This is a genomic window from Streptomyces sp. MGP-BFMKR1, from assembly GCF_057766585.1.
On sequence record NZ_CM173408.1, the window covers coordinates 3384519 to 3404078 of the forward strand.

Sequence of the window (19560 nt, forward strand, 5' to 3'; positions counted from 1 at the left end):
CGCGCCCACCCCAGGGCCGCCCACCCCAGGGCCCCCCGCCCGCCGCCGCGCGCCCGCCCAGCGCCGCGCCCCCGGACGACGGCGGGCGGGCCCGACCGGTGGGTCGGGCCCGCCCTGGTGGTGCGGGACACCGTGCTGGCGGGTGCGGGTCAGGCGGCGCGCCGGCCGCGGGTGGAGACCAGCGGCCACGAGGTGACGGCCACGGCCGGGTCGGCCAACAGCTCGCCCATCCGGTCGAGTTCGGCCTCCGTCGCGCCGGCGGCCAGCAGCCGGTCGCGCAGTTGCGCGGTGTTGTGGGCCATCAGCCGGGCGCCGGCGCTGCCGCCCGACCAGCTCTCGGCGTGCACCCGGGTGTGCACGCCGGTGAGTCCGACGTCGGCCAGCGCGGCGTGCACCGCGTTGCCCCACGCCGGGTCGGCGCCGCTGGCCACCAGGAGGCGTTGGGTGAGGTCCACGACCCGGTCGATGACCTCGGCGTCCGCCGCGCTCGGCACGGTCAGCGGGCGCTGGAGCGAGGTCGCGTCGAACTCCTCGATCAGCAGCCAGCCGCCCGGCGCGAGCGCCTCGACCAACGTGGCCAGGATCTTCCGCCGCTCGGGCAGGTGCCCGAGCACCAGGCGGGCGTGGATCAGGTCGTAGCGGTCGGCGGACGGCAGCGGCCCGCGCACGTCGTGCTGGCGCGTCTCCAACCCCGCCGCCGGGGCGGTCAGCGCCGGCTCGATGTCGGTGGCCAGCACGCTGCCACCGCCGGGCCGCACCAGGTCGGCCAGGTGGTGGGCGATGGAGCCGCCACCCGCGCCCACCTCCCAGCAGCGGGCGCCCGCCGGAAGGTCCAGCTCGGCGACGCGGGCGATGGTGATCGGGTCGTACGCGGCCTCCAGCGCCCCGAGCCGGGACGGCGCCTGCGCGGCCTGGTTGTCGAACGCGTAATCAGTGGTGACGGACATCGGGACCTTCCAGCGGTACGGGACCTCGCGGCGGTACGGGACCTCGCGGCGGTACGGGGCGGGCGGGCGCCACGGCGGCGGGACGCCCGCGGTGGGCGGTCAGAGGATCTGGACGCGCTGCAACCGGCGCGGCGACTCCTGGTGGAAGGACTCCCTGCGGTGCAGCACCGCGTGGTTGTCGATCAGCAGGAAGTCGCCGTCCTGCCAGGTGTGCGTGTAGCCCGCGTCGCCGCGGTAGAGCCGTGCGTGCAGGTCGGCCAGGAACTCGTCGTGGTCGGCGGCCGGGATGCCCTCGATGTCGAGGGTGAGCGGGTTCTCGTACTCCTCGGCCGGCAGCGGCTCCGCGTACCGCAGCGTCGCGCGCCCGGTGATCGGGTGCGGGGAGACCAGCGGCGTGGTGAAGCTGCCGCCGAAGTGGCCGCGCTTCTCGACGGTGTAGGTGATCCACACCCGTTCCCACTGCGCCCGGCGCTCCGGCTCGGCGGCGTCCAGGAGGCGGGTGGTGTCGACGAAGGTGGTCTCGCCGCCCGCGTCGGCCAGCGGCGCCCGCAGGCACTGGAAGAACATGTACGCCGGCGTCTGCTCGGCGAACGCGCCGTCCCAGTGGTAGGGCACGCAGCCGGTGGTGAACAGGTAGTTCTTCGGGCGCTCCTGCACCACCAGGTCGAGCACCTCGCCGAAGTCCCAGGTCAACAGCGGTCCCCAGCGGCGGGCGCTGTCGGCGAACTCCTCCTTGGACAGCCCGGCGAAGCCGCGCAGCACGACCACCCGGAACTCGCCGACCCAGCGCGCGAGCAGCGCGGGCGTCAGGGCGTTGATGTCCGCGTCGCCGGTCGCCTCGATCAGCGCGCCGAAGGGCTTGAGGAACGAACGCTCGATGCGGACGGCCGCGTGGGGGAAACCGTGGGGTGGCGCCACGCTCACGACATGACCTCCTGGAGGGTGAGGTGGGGCGCGACGAAGTGGCTGGGCCGGTCGCCGCGCCACACCAGCGACGCCTTCAGCTCCTCGGCGTGGGCGCGCTTCGTCAGGAACATCCCGTCCCCGGTCTCCAGGGCCACCCCGTGCCACGGGGTCAGCCAGCGGTCCCGCGTGCGGACCAGGTGGAAGCCGATCTTCTCGGAGTGCACCGGCTGCGGGTGGATCGACAGGCGCAGCGCGTCCGGGTACGTCTCGGCGACCAGGCGACTCCAGGCGTTGGAGCGCCGGATGACCTCCCACGCGATCGGCTTGGCCTCCTCGCGGATCTTGGAGCGGCTCTTGCCCTCGCTCACCGCGAGCCGGTCCTCGAACATGAAGCGGTGTATGCCGTTGAACATCCCGCGCACCTGCTCGTCCTGCGTGGCCCGGTGCTTGAGGCTCTCCAGCGACTCGGCGTACTTGGCCATGAGTTCGTCGCGTATGACGTCGTAATCGGTGCTGTCGTACGCGTCGGCCAGCGCGTAGAAGCCGATCGACGAGCCGTTGAAGGAGCGCACCATCGCCTCCAGCTCGGACCGGTAGCTGGTGGCGTCCTCGTCGGTGACCCCGACGACGTCGGCGAAGACGTGACCGTCGGAGCAGATCGTGACCCGGGCGCCCGGCGCGTGGTAATGCGACAGGTGGTCGCAGAAGGACTGGAGGAATTCCAGGGCCAGGCGCTCCCCCATGTCGGGCAGCGCGCCCAACGTCTTCTGCCCGTTGGGCGACTTGGCGGGGAAGGCCGGAATGACGAAGTGCAGAGGTTCCCCCGCGTCGAGGAACTTCTGCACCTTCTTCTCGTGCGGGGCGCGGCACGCCTCGCACGGCTTTTCCGCGCAGCCCCCGTCGGGGCCGGCTATCAACCGCCGGAAACGGAAGACGTGGTTGAGGATCTCGGTGCTGGTCGCCTGCTGCTTGACCTGCGTCACCGCACTCTCCTGCCTACTTATAAAGGGGTAAATGGAGGTGAACCATCCGGCCTCGTACGAGACCGATGTGCCTGCCCGGCGCCCGGGACCCGACGCGCGTAGCAGCGCCGGCCCGGGGGTCGCGGACCTTGTTGCTCGAAGCCGAAAGCCCCGGGGTGCCCAAAGAGTCTGAGCAGACCCGGGAATCGCGGATCGTGGGCTGGTGCGAACGGTAAAAGAACTGACCAGGTACGGGACTTCGCGAGCGAACGCGTCGGAATCGACCGCTGCCGCCCCGCGGGTGACGGCGTGACATATCGGCACGGGGGACCGGCCGGACGGGGCGGCGCCGTGGCGGGACGGCGGCGGCCGTGGGCCGCGCCGCTCGGGCGGGCGCGGCGTGCGGACCGAACGCGTGCGGCACCGCGCCACGGCGAGCCGCGACGGCTCCCGCACGGTGGCGCGCCGCCGGTCGCCGCGACCGATACCCGCGCTCGGCATCGATGTCAGTACCGAACGGTCGATCGGCCCCACCGCGCCCGAGATCACCGCCGACCCGCGTCACGAGAGCCCGTCTCAGCGCCACACCCCCCGTCGGTGGCGCGTTGTGGCGCGCGGCGGACCCGGCTCCGACGTGGCGCGCGGTTACACGGTGCGCTCGGCGTCGGGCCGCCGGGCCGGACCGCGCCACCGCGCGCGACCGGCGGCCGACGCGACGCGGGCCCGTCGGGCGGGCCGGCCCCGCCGCGTCGGGCCGCCGCCCACGGGACGTCGGCGCATTCGATCGAGTTCAGTAAACGGCCACGAAAGCCGCGAACGATACCCCGTCGATAGCCATTCGATGCGTCAGAGCGCGCATTCGGCTCTCCCTCCCCGGATTCCCCCTGCGCGACCGGTCGCCGCGTCAAGACGCATGCACCGCCACCGCGTTCCCGCCATCGGCTCGTGACCGACGTGGGGGGTGGCCGCCGGGCCAGGCCCGGGCGGCAGGTCGCTCTGCCACACCTACTGTGTACGCCAAATCGAGATCACCGCTATTGCCTCTTGCGGCATAGCCGTTGTGGCTATGCCGCATCGGCTATGCCCAACCAGGCATGATCCAAACGAGCTATGCCGCTTCCGCCGTCAGCGCAGTACGGTGGTTGTAGACCATTAACGCGGCTTCGACGCGTGAGCGAGCCCCCAGCTTGCGCATCAGGCTGGTCACATGGGCCCGCACCGTGCGTTCGGCGATGTTGAGCTGGCGAGCAAGCGAACGATTGGATTCCCCGTCGGCCAGTAGCAACAGGACCTCCACCTCTCGCTTGGTCAACAGTGAGAAGTCGGGAGTCGAGTGTCCCGGCCTCCCGTGCCGTCCCCATTCACCCGTGCCGATCGATTGCCCCCGTGAGTGCACGTGGCCTCCCCTAAGACCTAACCAAACCGGGTCAACTACTCGTACCCCCATGAGAACAGAGGTTCCTCCCACCGAGGCGGGCCAGCGAGTGATGAGTGACCCAAGCCACCCGCCATGCCCACCCTTTGAGGGGTGATACCTCATCAAAGTGGCGTAGTTCAGGATGAGTAGTGCGCCCGCGCTGTTGCCCGCTGCCACCGGCCCGATGCGGGGCGCCACCCGCCCCCGTGGACCCACCCCGGGAGGCTCGGAGCCCCGGGCCCGGATGCGGAGGCGTGGGTTCAGGCGGGCGGGCCCTCCGGGTGGGGGGCGTCGCCGCGGGTTCTGGTGTCGATGACGGCGAAGCTCGCGCCCTGGTTGTCGACGACCACCGCCGAGCGACCGTGCGGCGTGGTCACCGGGTCGATGGCGACCCGGCCGCCGAGCCGCCCGGTGGCGGCCACCGCGGCGTCGCAGTCCTCGACCACGAAGTAGGTCAGGAAGTGGGCCGGCATCTCCTCCGGATAGCCGCTGCTGATCAGCCCCCGGCCACTCACCGCGTGCCGCGCCCCCGCCGGCCGGCCCCGTGGGACCCAGCGCACGAAGTCGGGCCGGCCCGCCTCGTCGTCCACCTCGGCGCGCAGGCCGAACACGTCCTCGTAGAAGGCGTCGACGCGCTCCGGCGCGCGGGTGTAGACCTCAGCCCAGCCGTACGAGCCGGGTTGCCCCTGCTCCTCGAAGCCCGCGTGGCTGCCGGCCTGCCACAGGTTGAAGACCGCGCCGCCGGGGTCGGCGACCACCGCCATCGTGCCGAAGTCGCCCACCCGTACCGGGTCCATGATGACCGTGCCGCCCGCGGCGCGGGCCCTGACCGCCGTCCCGAAGACATCGGCGGTGGCCAGGTAGACGTTCCACGCGGTGGGCATCCGCCCGTCGGGCTTGGCCACCAGGGCGGCGACGTTCCTGCCGTCGTGGAACGCCTGCGTGTACGAGCCGTAGTCGGGCGCGGCGGGCCCGAAGGTCCAGCCGAGCAGCTCGCCGTAGAAACGCCTGCCCGCCGCGACGTCGGGCAGCGCCACATCCACCCAGCAGGGCACACCTTCCGGGAATACGGCCATGGCTCGGTGTCCTCCCGTACAGAGTGATCGACACTCGGCAAGTGCCTTATCGGCCACGCTAACGGCGCAGCGCCCATCCCGCCCGCCCCGCGACGCGGACCGGTGAAGGAGACTTCCCTACGACCGCGAGGCGAGCGGTTCCCGGGCTCGATGCGTACGGAAGGGGAACAGCGGGCGAAGGAGCGTCGCACACACCGCCTCCACGAGCCGGGCACGAGTTATCCACCGACGTTATCCACAGGCTGTTGATAACAGGAATCATCCGTCCGGCCGAACCCACAGCGCGCGGTAGATGGGTCACTCACCGACCGCCCCGCCGCCGCCCCACCCGCTCTGAACTGGCCTTTCCCCGGCCCGACCGGGCCGCACCCCATTTGCAGGCAGCCGGATCGCGCTCTGATCACCCCTCGGTAAGCTGACGGCATGACAGGACAAGTTCGCACGGTTGACGGCCGAGTGGCCGGGCGCCGCGGACAGGCGACGCGGCAGAAGCTGCTCGACTGCCTCAGCGAGATGCTCAGTTCCTCGCCGTACAGAGACGTCAAGGTCATCGATGTCGCGCGCAAGGCAGGAACCTCACCCGCGACGTTCTACCAGTACTTTCCCGACGTCGAGGGCGCCGTCCTCGAGATCGCCGAGGAGACGGCACAGGAGGGCGCCGGCCTCACGGATCTCGTGGCGGGCCGCTCCTGGGCGGGGAGGTCGGGCTGGCAGTCGGCCGAGGAGCTTGTGGATGGCTTCCTCTCCTTCTGGCGCAAAAACGATGCCATCCTGCGGGTCGTGGACCTGGGCGCCGCCGAGGGCGACAAGCGGTTCTACAAGATCCGCATGAAGCTCATCAACGCCGTCACCAGCTCCCTGGCCGACTCCGTCAAGGAGCTCCAGACCAAGGGCAAGGTGGACAAGGACGTGAGCCCCGCGGCCGTGGCCGGGTCCCTGGTGGCGATGCTCGCCGCCGTGGCCGCACACCAGAAGGGCTTCCAGAGTTCGGGCGTCAAGCAGGCCGAGCTGAAGACCAACCTGGCACTCCTGGTCCACCTGGGCGTCACGGGCCGCAAGCCGTCCAAGTAGCGCCCAGCGGCCCACCCCGGCCGGTCCCGGGCCCCCCGCCCACCTCACGGACGCCCGCCCACCGAGGGCGCCGCCCTCCCCCACAGCGCGCCACCGCGCGCGCCCCGCGCCCGCGCGCCCCGTACCGCGCGCCTCCCGACGAGCCACCACGGCCCCGCGCACGCACACCGAGCGCTCCGAGCGCACCCGCGTCGCCCCGACCGGCAGCCGCCGCCCGCCGCACTCGGTCCGCTCGCGTAGCGCGCCGCTCCCGACGCGACGTACGCACGCGGCTCATGCGGCGCCAGGCAGGCCCGCTTTTCCGGCCCGTGCCATTCCCTGCGCCGCCCCGGCGCGATGCGACCCAACGGCGTCACAACGCGGGCGGCAACGCGCGACTCACCACCGCCTCACGCTCCCACGCCCCCTCGCCATGAATGCGACCGACCGCCGGCCATACGACCAAGCCCGGTACTACGCACGCTCATTCGGCATTCCGCCGGCGCGATAGGTGGCAACGGAAGACAACCCCCGGCGCGAATTCGGGGGGCGCACGCGGGCGGACAGGGGCGCGCTATTCGCGACGGAAAAGCCGCCGCCCGCAATCCCGCGCATGCCCGCACGCGTCCGATGTACCAAGGGCCTTACCCAGCACGGAAATCCGGGCCGGACGCGGCGGTCCGTCATCATGACGGCCACCACGCCCGACCCGGTCTCATCCGAAGCGGTCAACCGCGTTCGACGTTCCCCGTGTCCGCCACCCGGCCCGCCCGGTGGTCGCTCCAGCCCAGGGCCGGCCCGACCTGGTGCGCGCCGCGCGACAGCGGTCGTAGGGGATGCGTCTCAGCGGCTTACTCGACCACCTTGAGCAGCTTGTTCGGCGTGCCCTGGCCCGGGTTGCTGATCTTGTCCGGGGTCGCGCCGTCGGTCAGCGCCTTCGCCACCGCGTCCGGCGTGGCGTCCTGGTGGGCGCCCAGGTAGACGGCCGCCGCGCCCACGACGTGCGGGGTGGCCATCGAGGTGCCCGAGATGGTGTTGGTGGCGTCGTCGCCGGTGTTCCAGGCGGAGGTGATGTCCGAGCCCGGGGCGTAGATGTCGACGATCTCGCCGTAGTTGGAGAAGCTCGACTGCTCGTCGGCGTCGGTGCTGGAGGCGACCGTGATGGCCTCGGGGACCCGCGCGGGCGAGCCCTGGCCGGCGTCGGTCGACTCGTTGCCGGCCGCGACACCGAAGGTCACGCCGGAGGCGATGGCCTTCTGCACCGCCGCGTCCAGCGCCTCGTCGGCGCCGCCGCCCAGACTCATGTTGGCCACGGAGGGGCCCTGGTGGTTCTCGGTCACCCAGTCGATGCCCGCGACGACCTGCTCGGTGGTGCCCGAGCCCTGGTCGTCCAGCACGCGCACGGCCACGATCTTGGCCTTCTTGGCCACGCCGTGGTCCGCGCCGGCGATGGTGCCGGCGACGTGCGTGCCGTGCCCGTTGCCGTCGTCCGCCGAGTCGTCGCCGTCCACGGCGTCGAAGCCGTGCGTGGCCCGGCCCTCGAAGTCCTTGTGCGTGACCCGCACGCCGGTGTCGATGACGTACGCGGTGACGCCCTCACCAGCGCTGTCCGGGTAGGTGTACGCGGAGTCGCCCTGCGTGTCGGTCTGGTCGATGCGGTCCAGGCCCCACGACGGCGGGTTGTCCTGGGTGCCGGTGGCCTTGAAGGTCTTGTTCTGGACGACCTTGTCCACGGCCGGGTCGGCGGCGAGGCGCTTGGCCTCGGTCTCGCTCAGGCCCTTGGCCGAGAAGCCGTTGATGGCCGAGTCGTAGCTGCGCGAGAGCTGGCCGCCGTACTCCTTGGCCAGGTCCTTGCCCGAGTCGGCGGCCTTGACGCTCTTGCCGCCCTTGAGCATGACGATGTAGCTGCCGTCGACGGCGCCCTTGGCGTTCGCGCCGTAGACCGTGCCCTCGGCGGGCGCGTCGGTGGCGCCGGCCGGAACGGCCACGAACGCCCCGGCGGCGACCGCCGCTGCGGCGCCTATCGCCAGGGTGAGACGACGGTTGCTCATGCGCTTGTGAGATGCCATGAAGAGTTGACCCTTCGCGTGCGTGCTGTGGGGGGAATTTGTTGCAATCACGCTTGGCAGCGGGATGATTTCCACTGCGCCTGCAAAGACTCTGCCCGGTTCTCCATGGTCATTTCAATAACCAGATCACCCTGTTACACAGTCGCCAGAACTCGGCAATAGCGAATGCCCCAAAATGTGGACATAGCCCGGGAATTGCCGCCGGATGATCTTAACGGCCGGTCCCGTTTGAACCCGTTCGTTGATCTTTCGACGCCACCCCCGGCGCCAAGTACGGACCAATTCCGGGCCGTCGTACGGCACTTCATGGTGACGTCATTCACACGGCTTTCGCGTGTCGGCGGAAGATGTGCGCATTCGGTGACGCCGATGAATCCGACGGACACCTTCGCGGCGCGGGCGACGGGTGCGGCGGGGAGTTTTCCGGGGAGCCGACCGCGTCGCGGGGCGACGGGTGGGCGGTGGGGGCGCGGCGTACGCGGGGCGCGCGGCGGCCGGACGCGCAGCGCCAACAGGCCGGCGCACAGCGGCACTTACCGTCCGGGTGGTCGTCGAGCGCGGGGGCCGGCCGGGGCGGCGACCGGGCCAACGGCCTTGCCAGTGGCGGGCCTTCGGTCCGGGCGGACGCCTCCTGCCAGGGCTTTTGGCGTGCGGGCCGCGGTTGTCAGTGGAGCGCGCTATACATGGTGCTGTACTCGCGGCATCACAACCGGTAGCCGAGGTGCGGGACGGGGGCGAGCATGAAGCTGGCGAAGGAGTTACCCGAAGGCGACGTACGGGTCATGGCGGACCGGCGCGACTTCGGCCGCTTCGTCGGAAGCGCGAAGACGGAGCGCGACGGGGTGGCCTGCCTCGGCTGCACCCTGAGCATGCTCATGTTCCTGCTGGGCGCGCTCGTGACCGCCGCGAGCGTGGCCTCCGACCGGGACATGGGCACGGTCGGTCGGTTCGTCGGCGTCGGGCTGGTGGTGCTCAGCGTGGTGGTGCCGATCGGCACCAGGGTCTGGCAGGAGCTCAAGGGGCCGCCGCCCGTGGTCTTCCACTGCTTCGAGCACGGCTTCGTGCTCACGCACGGCGCGGAGGTGCGCGCGCTCCCCTGGTCCGAGGCGCGGGTCAGCTCCTTCCGTGAGAGCGCGTACGCGCCGCACGGCGGACCGGGCGAGGCCGTCGAGTGGACCGAGGTCCGGGACCGGGCCGGTCAGGTGGTGTACGCGGTGAGCGGTGAGGCCGCGGTGCGCATAGCCGAGGTGGCGACGGCCGACGAACTGCCGCGCACGGAGCACCGCCTGGGGCGCGGCGGGACGGTCGGTTACGGGCGCTTCGCGCTCTCCGCCGACACCCTGTTCCTGGACGGCAGCGCCACGCCCTGGCGGGACGTTCGCCGGGTGGAGACCACCGACCAGGCCGTGCGCGTCTACCGCGCCGACGGCCCGGGCCCCACCGCGCACTTCAGCGCGGCCCGACGCGAGACGCCGTACGCCGCGGTGGTCGTCGCCCTGGCCCGCGCGTACATAGCCGCGGCCCGCCCGGGGCCGGGTGCGCGGCCGGTCGCGCACCCGGAGGGCGGCTGCCCGGTGGCCAGCGGGTCCGGGCCCCGCCCGGACGAGCCGCCCGGCGAGTAGCCGGCACGGAGGCCGGGCGGCGGCGAGTATGGAGGGGTGATGAACCCGATGAACGACGAGGACCAGCGGGCCTTCCGCGAACTGCTGAGGACCCTGCGGGTCTGGGAGGACCGGCTGCCGCACTTCGACCCGGAGGCGGCGCCAGCCGAGCCGCTCCCCCTGTTCCAGCGCTGGCTGCGCGAGGCGGCCGACGCCGGGGCGCGGGAGCCGCACACCATGACGCTGGCGACGGCCGACGGCGAGGGACGGCCCTCCGTGCGGGTGGTGATGCTGCACGACGCGGACGAGCACGGCTGGCACTTCGCTTCCCACCGCACCAGCCGCAAGGGCCGCGACCTGGCCGCGAGACCGTACGCGGCGCTCGCCTTCTACTGGCCCGAGGTGGGGCGCCAGGTGCGGGTGGCCGGCCGCGTGGTGACGGCCGGGCCCGAGGAGAGCGCCGCCGACCTGCGCCGGCGTTCCCCGGGCGCCCTCGCCGCGGCGCTGGTCGGCCGGCAGAGCGAGGTGCTCGACGCGTACGAGGAGTTGGACCGGGCATCGGCCGCCGCCTGGGAGCGCGCCCAGCGCGAGCCGGACGCCCCGGCCCCGACCTGGACGCTGTACGTCCTGGACCCGGAGGAGGTCGAGTTCTTCCAGGGCGACGAACGCCGCCGGCACGTACGGCTGCGCTACCGCGCGACCGACGACGGCTGGACCCGCGAGCTGCTCTGGCCCTGACGGGCGCGGGGGCTCCGGCCGCCGGGTCGGGCGGGTCGCCAGGGCGTGCGGGTGGGCCCGAGTACGCGGGGAACGGCGCGAGCCGGTGGGCTCAGGAGGGATGGCGCTCGCGGTCAGGGGTGGGTCGCTGGGGGGCCGCCGCCCAGGCGGGGGTGTGGGCGCGGGCGGCGTCCGCGGCCGAGGGGACGGCGGTCTGGCCGAAGCGGTACGGCGGCAGGTCGGTGGCCAGCCGGGCGTGCACGTGGATGTCGCGCGGCGTGCGCGACAGGTCCACCATGGCGCCGCGGAAGATGCCCTCGACGCGGTAGGCACAGCGGTCGGCCACCCGGCACGAGGCGTCGTTGCCCACGGCGTGCCCGAGTTCGAGCCGGTGCAGGCCGACGTGCTGGAACAGCCAGCGGGTCATCGTCTCCAGGCCGCGCGCGGCCACCCGTTGGCCGCGGGCCTCGGGCAGCACCCAGTAGCCGACGCGGGCGCTGCGGTGGTCGAAGTCGAGCGTGCCGGCGTAGACGCTGCCGAGCACCTGGGAGGTCGTCAGGTCCGTGATGGCGAAGGAGGTCATGTCGCCGCGCCGCCAGCCCTCGGTGCGGGCGCGGAGGAAGTCCCACGCGCCGTCCGGGTAGGCGGCGGGCGAGTTGACGGCGCTCCAGCGGCGGTATTCCGGATCGGCCAGGCCGCGCTCGATGGCGGGGAGGTCCTGTTCCTCCCACGGGCGCAGCACCAGCCCGTACATCTCCAACTCGACCGGCTCCAGCATCCGCGTCTCCCTTCGCACGCCGCCCCGCCCGCAGCCGCCTGTCCGTCCGCCTCCGCATTCAACACCGCCGAGGGGGAGCCGGGCCCACCGGGGGCGGCCGTTCCGCTCGGCACGGGTCCGCCGCGACGGGCCGCGCCGTAACGGGTCGTCAGGCCGGTGCCGCCGCCCCGTCCCGACGGTTGGTCGACGGCGGGCGGGTCGCGGTCCGTAACCCTTCCGCAACCGATTCGGTACCGGTTTGACCGAAACCCGTCAATGATCCGACTACGCTCACGCGTATGGCCGACAGAACTCCCGCCCCCCGCACCCCCGTGTACGTCATCGGCGGCGGCCCCGGCGGACTCGCGGCGGCTGCCGCGCTCGGCGAGCGCGGCGTGCGCGCGGTCGTCCTGGAGCGGAGCCACGCGGTGGCCGGGGCCTGGCGCGCGCACTACGACGGGCTCCGGTTGCACACCACCCGGCGGATGTCCGCGCTGCCGGGGTTGCCCATCCCGCGCGGGTACGGCCGCTGGGTGGGGCGCGACGACCTGGTGCGGTACCTGGAGCAGTACGTGGAGCACCACCGGTTGGAGTGCGTCACCGGCGTCGAGGTCGCGCGCGTGGCCCGCGCGGCGGCGGACGGCGACGTTCCGCCGAACCCCTGGGTGCTGCACGCCAGCGGCGGGCGCGAACTCACCGCGCGGGCGGTCGTCGTCGCCACCGGGTACAGCCACACGCCCTACCTCCCCGACTGGCCGGGCCGTACGGAGTACGCCGGGGAGTTGCTGCACGCGGCCGACTACCGCAACGCCAGCCCGTACCAGGGCAAGGACGTCCTCGTCGTGGGCGCCGGCAACTCGGGCGCCGAGATCGCCACCGAGTTGGCCGAGGGCGGCGCCGGCCGGGTCAGGCTCGCGGTGCGGACCGTCCCGCACGTCGTGCGCCGGTCGCGTCTCGGCTGGTCGGCGCAGCGGTCGGCGGTGCTGGCCCGCCGGTTGCCGGTGCCGGTGGCGGACCGCGTGTCGGCCGTCCGGGCCCGGCTGTGCGCGCCCGACCTCGCCGGGCACGGGCTGCCCCGCCCCGCGTCGGTCGGTGTCGCCGGGCTCTACTCGCGCGCCCGGGCGGGGGCCGTTCCGGTGCGGGACACCGGGCTGGTCCGCGCGGTACGAGCGGGTCGGGTCGAGATCGTCGCCGCGGTCGAGTCCTTCGACGGCGACAAGCCGGTGCTGGTGGACGGCAGCCGCGTCGACGCGGAGGTGGTCATCGCCGCCACCGGCTACCGCCCCGGCCTCGACGACCTCGTGGGCCACCTCGACGTCCTCGACGCCCGGGGCCACCCGCGCGCCCACGGCGCGCGCCGCCAGGCGGCGGCCCCCGGCCTGTACTTCACGGGCTACGCCAACCCGGCCAGCGGCATGCTCAGGGAGTTGGCCACCGAGTCCCGTCGAATAGCCCAGCGGATCGCCCGCGACCTGCGGTAACCGGCCCACCCCGGGGCCTGCCGCGCCGCCCTTCCCGCACACCGGCCCGCCCCGCCTGTCCCGTACGCCCCGCCTGTCCGGTACGACCCGTGCAGCCCGTACGACCCGTGCCCCCCGTACGCCTCACGGGCCTTGGTCGTCTCGCGAGTTCGCGCGCACGCCTTCGGGCCGCCGCGCCCCGAACCCGGCGGCGACCCGGCCGGCGCTCCGCGACCCGCCGTCGGACGGACCACCAGGCACCTCACTCACCGGCGGCCCCGACCCGTCCCCCGCCGCCGGCCCCCTCGTCGGCCCCGGGCCCGCTCACCGCGCAGCCCGCCACACCGGGGCCCGCCTGACCGGAAGCCGCGGTGTCGGCAGCCGCCGCGCCAAGAGCCGCCGCGTCGGAAGCCGGTGCTCCGGAAGCCGCCGCGACGGCCTGGTCGGCCCGGGTCGCGCGGCGGCGCGTGGCGGCCGACCGTCGTTCACCGGCCCCCGCGACCAGGGTGAGCAGCAGCGCGAACCCCACCCCGCCGAGGACCGCCGTGCTCGGCGACGTCGCGTTCTGTACGACGCCGGACAGGGTCGCGCTCGTCGCGTACCCGAGCCCCACGGCCGCGTACAGCATCGAGTAACCGGCGGCGAGCGCGCTCTGTGGCAGGGCGTCGCGCAGCGACAGGTTGCGGGTCACCTGCACCCCGGACTGGAGCAGCCCCGCCAGCAGCATGGCGCCCGCGATCAGGGCGAGTCCCGGCAGCACCGCCGCAGCCGCCACGCACGCGATGACCGCGAGCAGCAGCACGAAGCTCTGCGTGCCCAGCGTCCCGGGCCACCCGCGCAGCCCGTAGAGGAAGGCGCCGACGGCGGCGGCGACCGAGTAGCCCGCGAGTACCGGCCCGGCCCAGCCGACCGCGATGCCGCGCTGTTCGAGCAGGGCCGGCAGGACGAGTTCGGCGAGCGCGAGCAGCGAGAGCGCCGCGGCGCCGGTGACGTACACCGGCCAGGCGGCGGCCAGGGTGCGCAGCATGGACGCGCCCTCGCGGTCGCTCTCGTCCGCGTCCCACCCCGCCGGGAGCGCCCAGAGGCCGGCCGCGGCGCACGCCGCGAGCACCGCGCCGAGCAGCAGCGGCAGCGCCGGGTGCACGCCGAGCGCGAGCCCGGTCGCCAGCGCGGGCGAGGCCGTCCACACCCCGTAGGTGAGGATGGCGTCCATGCTGAGCGCCTGCGTGCCGAGGCGCTCCGGCACCAGGCTGGTCAGCAGCGCGCGCAGCCCGCCGGGGGCGGCGGCCGGCGCGCCACCCGCGACCACCGCGAGGGCGCCCAGCAACACCGGGTGCGCCGACCCCACACACCCGAGCGCGGCGAAGGCGACGGCGCCGACGGCGAGGCCGAGCGCGAGGTGGGGGCGCGCGCGGGCGGAGTTCAGCCGGGCCCCCAGGGCGACGGCGCCCACCACCTCGCCGACGACGTACGCGGCGGCGAGGACCGCGCCCAGCGTGTAGCCACCGGACCGTTCCCGTACCAGGAGGACCAGGGCGAGCGGTGCCATGGCGACCGGCGTACGAGCCGCCAGGGTGACGAAAGACCAGTTCAGCACGGGGCGAGTGACGAGTTCGCGGTAGGCCATGGGGCGACGATAAAGCCTCCTATTGGTGGCATGCTCAAGACAGTGTGGCGAAGTGACGCACGGGACCAGAGAGACTGGAGCGGAGACCGGGCGGAGGAGGAGAGCACATGTCGCAGGTGCGTACGCAGACCCGCGCTGGCCAGCACCCCCGGGGCGGCACCACCGCCCCGACGACGGCGCGCCCCACGGGCCCCGCCCCGGAGCGGACGCCGGCGTCGGCGGCGGCGGAAGCGGAGCCGGAAGCCGAGTCGGGCCCGCCGTTGCGCATCGGCCAGCTCGCGGAGCGCACGGGGGTGAGCGTGCGGCTGCTGCGGTACTACGGGCAACAGGGCCTGCTCACCCCGCGCCGGCTCGGCAACGGCTACCGGGTCTACGCCGAGGACGACGTACGGCTCGTGCGCTACATCAGGTCGCTGCTCGCCGCCGGCCTGACCACCGCCGTCATCGGCCGGCTGCTGCCGAGCGTGTGCGAGCGGGACGGGGTGCTGCGGCCGTGCACGCCGGAACTCGCCGACGAGTTGCGGCGCGAGCGGGACCGGATCGACGAGCAGGTCGCCGAACTCCTGGCCTCACGGCGGCTGCTGGAAGAGGTCATCGAGGCCGCGCCCCGCCACGCTCCCTGACAGGGGTGCGTATGTGACGGGGGTGCGTACGACGCGCCGGCAGGGCTCGTACGGCGCGGCTCACCACGGCCCGTACGGCCCGTACGGCGCGACCCGAAGCGACCCGCGTCCACGGGCGAGCGCCCGCCGCTCGCTCCTCGGGGAGTGCGGCCGGGCGCCACGTGCCGCGCCGGGCAGGGGACTTGGCTGGGCGGTGCGCACGTGCGCGCCCCGAGCACGGCACCGCGCACCGCCAGCCCATCCGGCGCCGCCGCCCTGGAAGCGCGCCGAACCGCGATCCGCTCTCGCCGAGGACCAGGCCGCGGGCGTCTCCGCACCCGGGCGCGAGCGGCCCTCGGCGTCCCCTCACGGCGTATCGCTGCACCTAAGGGTGATCAATTGAACACGCCACGTCAACACCTGGTCTGGACTTATTGATTCACATCTGGCGCGCGGCGCGGCGCCGGGTGGCGCACGCGCCCGCCAGCGACACCGCGCGTTCGATGGCCACCGCCGTCCCGGTGGCGGCCACGGTCCCGGCGGTCGTCACGGTCGCGGCAGCCGCCGCCGGGCCCAGGACCTCGGAACCACCCGCTTCGTTCCGGGTCGCGCCGCCGACCAGCCCGGGCGGCACGACCTCGGCGGCCTCGGGGGGCTGGGCGGGTTGGGCGGCCAGGTGCGCGCCGGAGTACGCCGTGGACGGCGTGGTGGCGCCCTGTCGGTCCACCTCGCACCAGATGCTCTTGCCATTGCCCTCCGGCTGCCAGCCCCAGCGGTCCGCGAGGCCGTCCACCAACTCCAGGCCGCGCCCGTTGGTGTCGTCGTCGTCGGCGCACCGGGGGCGCGGCGGGCAGGCGCTCGCGTCGGCGACCTCCACCCGGACCATCGCCACCGCCGGCGGGTCAACGCCGTTGGCCGGCGCGGGCGTCGAGCCGGCCCCGTACGCCCCGTCGGCCAGCGCCGCGAGCCCGGCGCCCGCGCCGGGTGGCAGCGCGGGCGTGCCCGCCGCTGCCGGGTCGGCCGCGTCCAGGCCCGCCGCGCCGTAGCCGGCGGCCGGGGCGCCGCCCTGGCCTCCGTCCGCGAGGTCTGCGGGATCTGTGGGGTCCGCGGGGTCCGCGCACTGCGCGGGGAAGAGCATCCGCAGCACGGCGGGGCAGCCCGTGTGCACCACGGCGTTGGTCACTAGCTCTGAGATCAACAAGACGAGCGTCTCTGCCAACGGCTCGTCAACGGCCACCCCCGAGCGCACGAGGCGGGACCGCGCCCAGCGGCGCGCCCTTCCCACCTCGGCCGGGTCTGGCCGGACCTCCATCTGTACCTGAAGCACCTGCACCGCTCACACCATCCGAACCGGTGGACACATCGCTTCGCGCCTCTCCGGGATCACGGAACGTGACCCCACAACGAGACAGCATGGTTGACGTACAGTCACCTCACCAAGCACTTCAGACATATTCCAGCGCCAAGGAGTATGGGTGGTGCATACTGTGCGACGCACATCGCGGGGAGTCGAACAACGGCCCGCGCAAAGGCCGCACGCCCCGTCCGAGCAGCATTTGGGCGCGCCGCCGAAGCCGCCGTCGCGACCCGCTCCGCGTCCTCGTGCCTCCGCACAGCTCGCATCCAACGGAGCGTACCGGAGGGCGAAGCCGACTCCCCCGCGTAACGAGCCGCGCCAAGGACACAACACGGCATCGACGCTCCGTGACGACGCACTCCCGGCCGCGCGCCCCTCCCGCAGGCCGCCCCGCGCCCCGCCGAAGCCCCGTCGAAGCCCCGCCGGATGCCGCGACGTCGGCCCCGTGGAAGTCCCCGCGTGAGTTCCCGAGGGCGGCTCGGCCGGCTCCCGCCGCGCCCCGTCGCACGCCGTCGCGCGCCGCCCTCCGCCGTCCGCGCCCGGGGCCCTCGCGCGCGAGGGCCCCCTTGTGTCCCGTACGTCGCAACATCGAGCGATGATGGACGACATGACGCACGGAGGGGAGGGCGCGATGTCGGGGGAACAGCCGCCGGTGGGACGAGGCGGTGGTCCGGGGCCGTTCCACGGCCGGGGGCTGCTCGCCGGCCGCTACCGGCTCGGCGACCACCTCGGCGACGGTGCGCTGGGGACCGTATGGCAGGCCAGCGACGAACTCGTGGGCCGCGAGGTGGCGGTCAAGCAGCCCCGGCTGCCCGCGGGGCTCCCGGCCGACCAGCGCGCGCGGGCGTACGAGTTGCTCGGACAGGCGGCGCGCGCCGCCGCCCGCATCGAGCACCCCTCCGTCATCACCGTCCACGACGTGCTCACCATCGAGGACCGGCCGTGGCTGGTGATGGAGTTGGTACGCGGCGGTTCGCTCGCGGCCACGCTGCGCGGCGCCACCCTCGGCGTGCGGCAGGCCGCGCACGTGGGCCTCGCGGTCGCCGGCGCGCTGCGGGCCGCGCACGCCGCGGGCATCGTGCACGGCGACGTGAAGCCCGGCAACATCCTCTTCGGCCGAGAGCGCCCGGCCGCCACCGGCGCCGCCCCGGGTGCGGGCGACGGCGCTCGGCGGATCGTGCTGTCCGACTTCGGCATGGTGCACGCGGTGGACCAGCAGAGACGGGCGGCGCTCGGCGACCCGGCCGGCGCGGCGCACCCCGGCACGCCCGCCCCCGGCGCGAGCGCGGCGGGGACGGCGGCGGCCCACGGACCGGCCGGCGCGCTGGAGTTCGTCGCCCCCGAGCGGCTGGGCCCCGAGCCCGCCGCGCTGGCGCCGCCGGCGGACCTGTGGGCGCTGGGTGTCGTGCTGTACGCGGCGGTGGAGGGCGTGCTTCCGTTCCGTCGCGAGACCCCGGCGGAGACGGTGGCGGCGATGCTCGGTGCCGGGCCGCACCCACCCGTACGAACCGGGCCGCTGACCGAGTTGATCGGGCGGCTGCTGGCGCGGGACCCGGCGGCCAGGCCCGGGGCCGAACAGGCCGAGGAGGCGCTGCGCGCGCTGGCGGCGGCGCCGGAGCCGCAGCGGCCACGGCCCGGCAACCAGCCCCGCAAGCCCTCGGCGATGGACACCATCCAGCTCCGCGCACTACGACCGGGCGACCCCGCCCCTGACGCCGACACCGGCGCCGACACCGGCGCCAAGCCGGGACCGGCGCCGTCACAGCCGCAGCGCGCACCCAGGTCCGACGACACCCAACAACTCACCGCGCTCGGCAACCGGTCACACCCCGCCGACCCGTCCCACCAGCTCGCACGACCCCACCAGCCCCACCAGCCCCACAAGCCCAACCCGCAGGACCAGCACAGTCAGCACGCCCCGGCCGGCCTGGGCGCCGCCGGGCCGCCGGCCGCCGGCCCGGCGGTCTCTCCGTACGGCCAGGCCGGTACGCCGCTGCCGCCGCACTCCGCCGGGTACGGGACGTCCAGCGGCGCGGGCCAGGCGGCCGGGGCCGGCCGCGCGGGCGGGTTGCCCGGCGCGCTGCCGCCGGCCGTGCCCATGACGGCGCAGGCGGCCGGCGCGGCCGGCGGTGCGGCTGCGGGCGGTGCCGGGGCCGGCAGCACAGCGGGCAAGCGCGGGCCGTGGGGCGGGGTGCGGCCCCGCGTCGCCGTCGGGGCGCTGGGCGCGCTGGTGCTCGTCGTCGGGGCGGGCGTCTTCCTCCTCACGGGCCCGCTCAGCGACGACGAGGCCGCCCCCGCTCCCCCGACCAGCGCCCCGCCCAGCACGGCCGCGAGCCCCACCGCCACCCCGACGCCCACGGCCACCCCGACCGACGCCGGGCGCCCGGCACTGCCCGCCGGCTGGCGGCTGCACCCGCACCAGCCGCTGACCGCGACGGTGGCCCTGCCCGACGGCTACGCGCTGCGCGACACGACCCGCACGCAGGCCAACTGGGTCGGCGGCGACAAGCGGGCCTTCACTATCAGCCTCAAGCGCGACACGAGCCGCGGCGCGACCGCCACCGAGGCGTCCGAGAAGCAGATCACCTGGTACCGCACGACCAAGGACTCGGCGATGGAGGGCGTGCGCACCCGCCGGCACAGCATCGACTGGTACGGCCAGCGGGCCCGTTGGATCGAGGTCGACTACCAGGCCCGGGGCAAGCGCGAGCAGCGCCGCCGCCTCGAACTCTTCGTCCCCGGCGCCGAACAGCGCGTCTACCAGCTCCTCATCGACACCACGGCGACCGGGCCACACCGCGCCGAGCAGGACGAACTCTTCGCCATCGCCCGCGACCAACTCCGCGTCGACGCCGCACCGGACCCGTCCGCCACCCCGACCACCGGCGCCAAGCCCGACGCCGATGCGGACGCGGAGGCCACACCGAAGCCCGACGCCGAGGCCAAGCCCGACGCACGGCCCGACGACCGGGAGAGCCCGAGCGGAAAGCCGACGCCCAAGGAAGACTGAGC

The 19560-nt window shown here is 74.2% G+C and carries 15 protein-coding genes and 1 pseudogene; 6 read left to right on the forward strand and 10 right to left on the reverse strand.

The genetic code is table 11. The annotated features are described in order from the left end of the window. Window positions 1-149: 149 nt before the first annotated feature. The 5 genes from AC3CHW_RS12715 to AC3CHW_RS12735 form a co-directional block, all read right to left on the reverse strand. Entirely contained in the window at window positions 150-947 is a 798-nt protein-coding gene (locus AC3CHW_RS12715) for a class I SAM-dependent methyltransferase (protein ID WP_488470527.1), read from the reverse strand. A gap of 99 nt (window positions 948-1046) precedes the next feature. Continuing rightward, entirely contained in the window at window positions 1047-1871 is an 825-nt protein-coding gene (locus tag AC3CHW_RS12720) for a TauD/TfdA dioxygenase family protein (protein ID WP_488470528.1), read from the reverse strand. Further along, window positions 1868-2836 (reverse strand): L-tyrosine/L-tryptophan isonitrile synthase family protein, encoded by a 969-nt coding sequence (locus AC3CHW_RS12725; protein ID WP_198427432.1) that lies wholly within the window; start codon window positions 2834-2836, stop codon window positions 1868-1870. The genes AC3CHW_RS12720 and AC3CHW_RS12725 overlap by 4 nt, the downstream gene beginning before the upstream one ends. Before the next feature lie 1087 nt (window positions 2837-3923). Continuing rightward, on the reverse strand, window positions 3924-4355 hold the full coding sequence (locus AC3CHW_RS12730) for a response regulator transcription factor (RefSeq protein WP_488471034.1): 432 nt from the start codon (window positions 4353-4355) through the stop codon (window positions 3924-3926). Window positions 4356-4492: 137 nt separating this feature from the next. Further along, the gene (locus AC3CHW_RS12735) at window positions 4493-5308 is read right to left on the reverse strand and encodes a VOC family protein (RefSeq protein ID WP_488470529.1); all 816 of its coding nucleotides are present in this window, start codon (window positions 5306-5308) and stop codon (window positions 4493-4495) included. A gap of 423 nt (window positions 5309-5731) precedes the next feature. Here AC3CHW_RS12735 and AC3CHW_RS12740 point away from each other — a divergent pair, with 423 nt between their 5' ends. Next, complete coding sequence (locus AC3CHW_RS12740; RefSeq protein WP_488470530.1) at window positions 5732-6379, forward strand: TetR family transcriptional regulator; 648 nt, start codon at window positions 5732-5734, stop codon at window positions 6377-6379. A gap of 830 nt (window positions 6380-7209) precedes the next feature. Here the strand turns inward: AC3CHW_RS12740 and AC3CHW_RS12745 are convergent. Next, a complete protein-coding gene (locus AC3CHW_RS12745) occupies window positions 7210-8427 on the reverse strand; it encodes a S8 family peptidase (protein ID WP_488470531.1) in 1218 nt (405 codons plus the stop codon). Window positions 8428-9167: 740 nt separating this feature from the next. Between AC3CHW_RS12745 and AC3CHW_RS12750 the strand changes: the two genes are divergently transcribed. Both AC3CHW_RS12750 and AC3CHW_RS12755 read left to right on the forward strand, forming a co-directional pair. Next, a complete protein-coding gene (locus AC3CHW_RS12750) occupies window positions 9168-10049 on the forward strand; it encodes a hypothetical protein (RefSeq protein WP_488470532.1) in 882 nt (293 codons plus the stop codon). 39 nt (window positions 10050-10088) lie between these two features. Continuing rightward, the gene (locus AC3CHW_RS12755; RefSeq protein WP_488470533.1) at window positions 10089-10766 is read left to right on the forward strand and encodes a pyridoxine/pyridoxamine 5'-phosphate oxidase; all 678 of its coding nucleotides are present in this window, start codon (window positions 10089-10091) and stop codon (window positions 10764-10766) included. Between the two features lie 91 nt (window positions 10767-10857). Here AC3CHW_RS12755 and AC3CHW_RS12760 read toward each other — a convergent pair whose 3' ends face one another. Then, complete coding sequence (locus AC3CHW_RS12760) at window positions 10858-11523, reverse strand: GNAT family N-acetyltransferase (RefSeq protein ID WP_488470534.1); 666 nt, start codon at window positions 11521-11523, stop codon at window positions 10858-10860. 278 nt (window positions 11524-11801) lie between these two features. On the opposite strand from AC3CHW_RS12760, the gene AC3CHW_RS12765 reads away from it, so the two are divergent. Beyond that, complete coding sequence (locus AC3CHW_RS12765) at window positions 11802-12983, forward strand: flavin-containing monooxygenase (RefSeq protein WP_488470535.1); 1182 nt, start codon at window positions 11802-11804, stop codon at window positions 12981-12983. Window positions 12984-13224: 241 nt separating this feature from the next. On the opposite strand, the gene AC3CHW_RS12770 is transcribed toward AC3CHW_RS12765, so the two are convergent. Next, on the reverse strand, window positions 13225-14589 hold the full coding sequence (locus tag AC3CHW_RS12770) for an MFS transporter (RefSeq protein WP_488470536.1): 1365 nt from the start codon (window positions 14587-14589) through the stop codon (window positions 13225-13227). A gap of 260 nt (window positions 14590-14849) precedes the next feature. Between AC3CHW_RS12770 and AC3CHW_RS12775 the strand changes: the two genes are divergently transcribed. Next, the gene (locus AC3CHW_RS12775; RefSeq protein ID WP_176166338.1) at window positions 14850-15212 is read left to right on the forward strand and encodes a MerR family transcriptional regulator; all 363 of its coding nucleotides are present in this window, start codon (window positions 14850-14852) and stop codon (window positions 15210-15212) included. Between the two features lie 418 nt (window positions 15213-15630). Here the strand turns inward: AC3CHW_RS12775 and AC3CHW_RS12780 are convergent, their stop codons facing one another. Together AC3CHW_RS12780 and AC3CHW_RS12785 are read right to left on the reverse strand one after the other, a co-directional pair. Further along, on the reverse strand, window positions 15631-16329 hold the full coding sequence (locus tag AC3CHW_RS12780) for an ATP-binding protein (protein WP_488471035.1): 699 nt from the start codon (window positions 16327-16329) through the stop codon (window positions 15631-15633). Further along, window positions 16321-16503, reverse strand: a pseudogene (locus tag AC3CHW_RS12785) (ATP-binding protein); the annotation flags it as partial. The pseudogene AC3CHW_RS12785 and the gene AC3CHW_RS12780, both read right to left, overlap by 9 nt. Window positions 16504-17155: 652 nt before the next feature. Between AC3CHW_RS12785 and AC3CHW_RS12790 the strand changes: the two are divergent. Further along, on the forward strand, window positions 17156-19558 hold the full coding sequence (locus AC3CHW_RS12790) for a serine/threonine-protein kinase (protein WP_488470537.1): 2403 nt from the start codon (window positions 17156-17158) through the stop codon (window positions 19556-19558). Window positions 19559-19560 lie beyond the last annotated feature (2 nt).

What these genes read in the sequence shown, in the direction of transcription:
- AC3CHW_RS12715 (WP_488470527.1), bottom strand. Translation starts at nt 947, where the DNA reads ATGTCCGTCACCACTGATTACGCGTTCGACAACCAGGCCGCGCAGGCG.
- AC3CHW_RS12730 (WP_488471034.1), bottom strand. Translation starts at nt 4,355, where the DNA reads ATGAGGTATCACCCCTCAAAGGGTGGGCATGGCGGGTGGCTTGGGTCA.
- AC3CHW_RS12735 (WP_488470529.1), bottom strand. Translation starts at nt 5,308, where the DNA reads ATGGCCGTATTCCCGGAAGGTGTGCCCTGCTGGGTGGATGTGGCGCTG.
- AC3CHW_RS12740 (WP_488470530.1), top strand. Translation starts at nt 5,732, where the DNA reads ATGACAGGACAAGTTCGCACGGTTGACGGCCGAGTGGCCGGGCGCCGC.
- AC3CHW_RS12745 (WP_488470531.1), bottom strand. Translation starts at nt 8,427, where the DNA reads ATGGCATCTCACAAGCGCATGAGCAACCGTCGTCTCACCCTGGCGATA.
- AC3CHW_RS12750 (WP_488470532.1), top strand. Translation starts at nt 9,168, where the DNA reads ATGAAGCTGGCGAAGGAGTTACCCGAAGGCGACGTACGGGTCATGGCG.
- AC3CHW_RS12755 (WP_488470533.1), top strand. Translation starts at nt 10,089, where the DNA reads ATGAACCCGATGAACGACGAGGACCAGCGGGCCTTCCGCGAACTGCTG.
- AC3CHW_RS12760 (WP_488470534.1), bottom strand. Translation starts at nt 11,523, where the DNA reads ATGCTGGAGCCGGTCGAGTTGGAGATGTACGGGCTGGTGCTGCGCCCG.
- AC3CHW_RS12765 (WP_488470535.1), top strand. Translation starts at nt 11,802, where the DNA reads ATGGCCGACAGAACTCCCGCCCCCCGCACCCCCGTGTACGTCATCGGC.
- AC3CHW_RS12770 (WP_488470536.1), bottom strand. Translation starts at nt 14,589, where the DNA reads ATGGCCTACCGCGAACTCGTCACTCGCCCCGTGCTGAACTGGTCTTTC.
- AC3CHW_RS12780 (WP_488471035.1), bottom strand. Translation starts at nt 16,329, where the DNA reads ATGCTCTTCCCCGCGCAGTGCGCGGACCCCGCGGACCCCACAGATCCC.
- AC3CHW_RS12790 (WP_488470537.1), top strand. Translation starts at nt 17,156, where the DNA reads ATGACGCACGGAGGGGAGGGCGCGATGTCGGGGGAACAGCCGCCGGTG.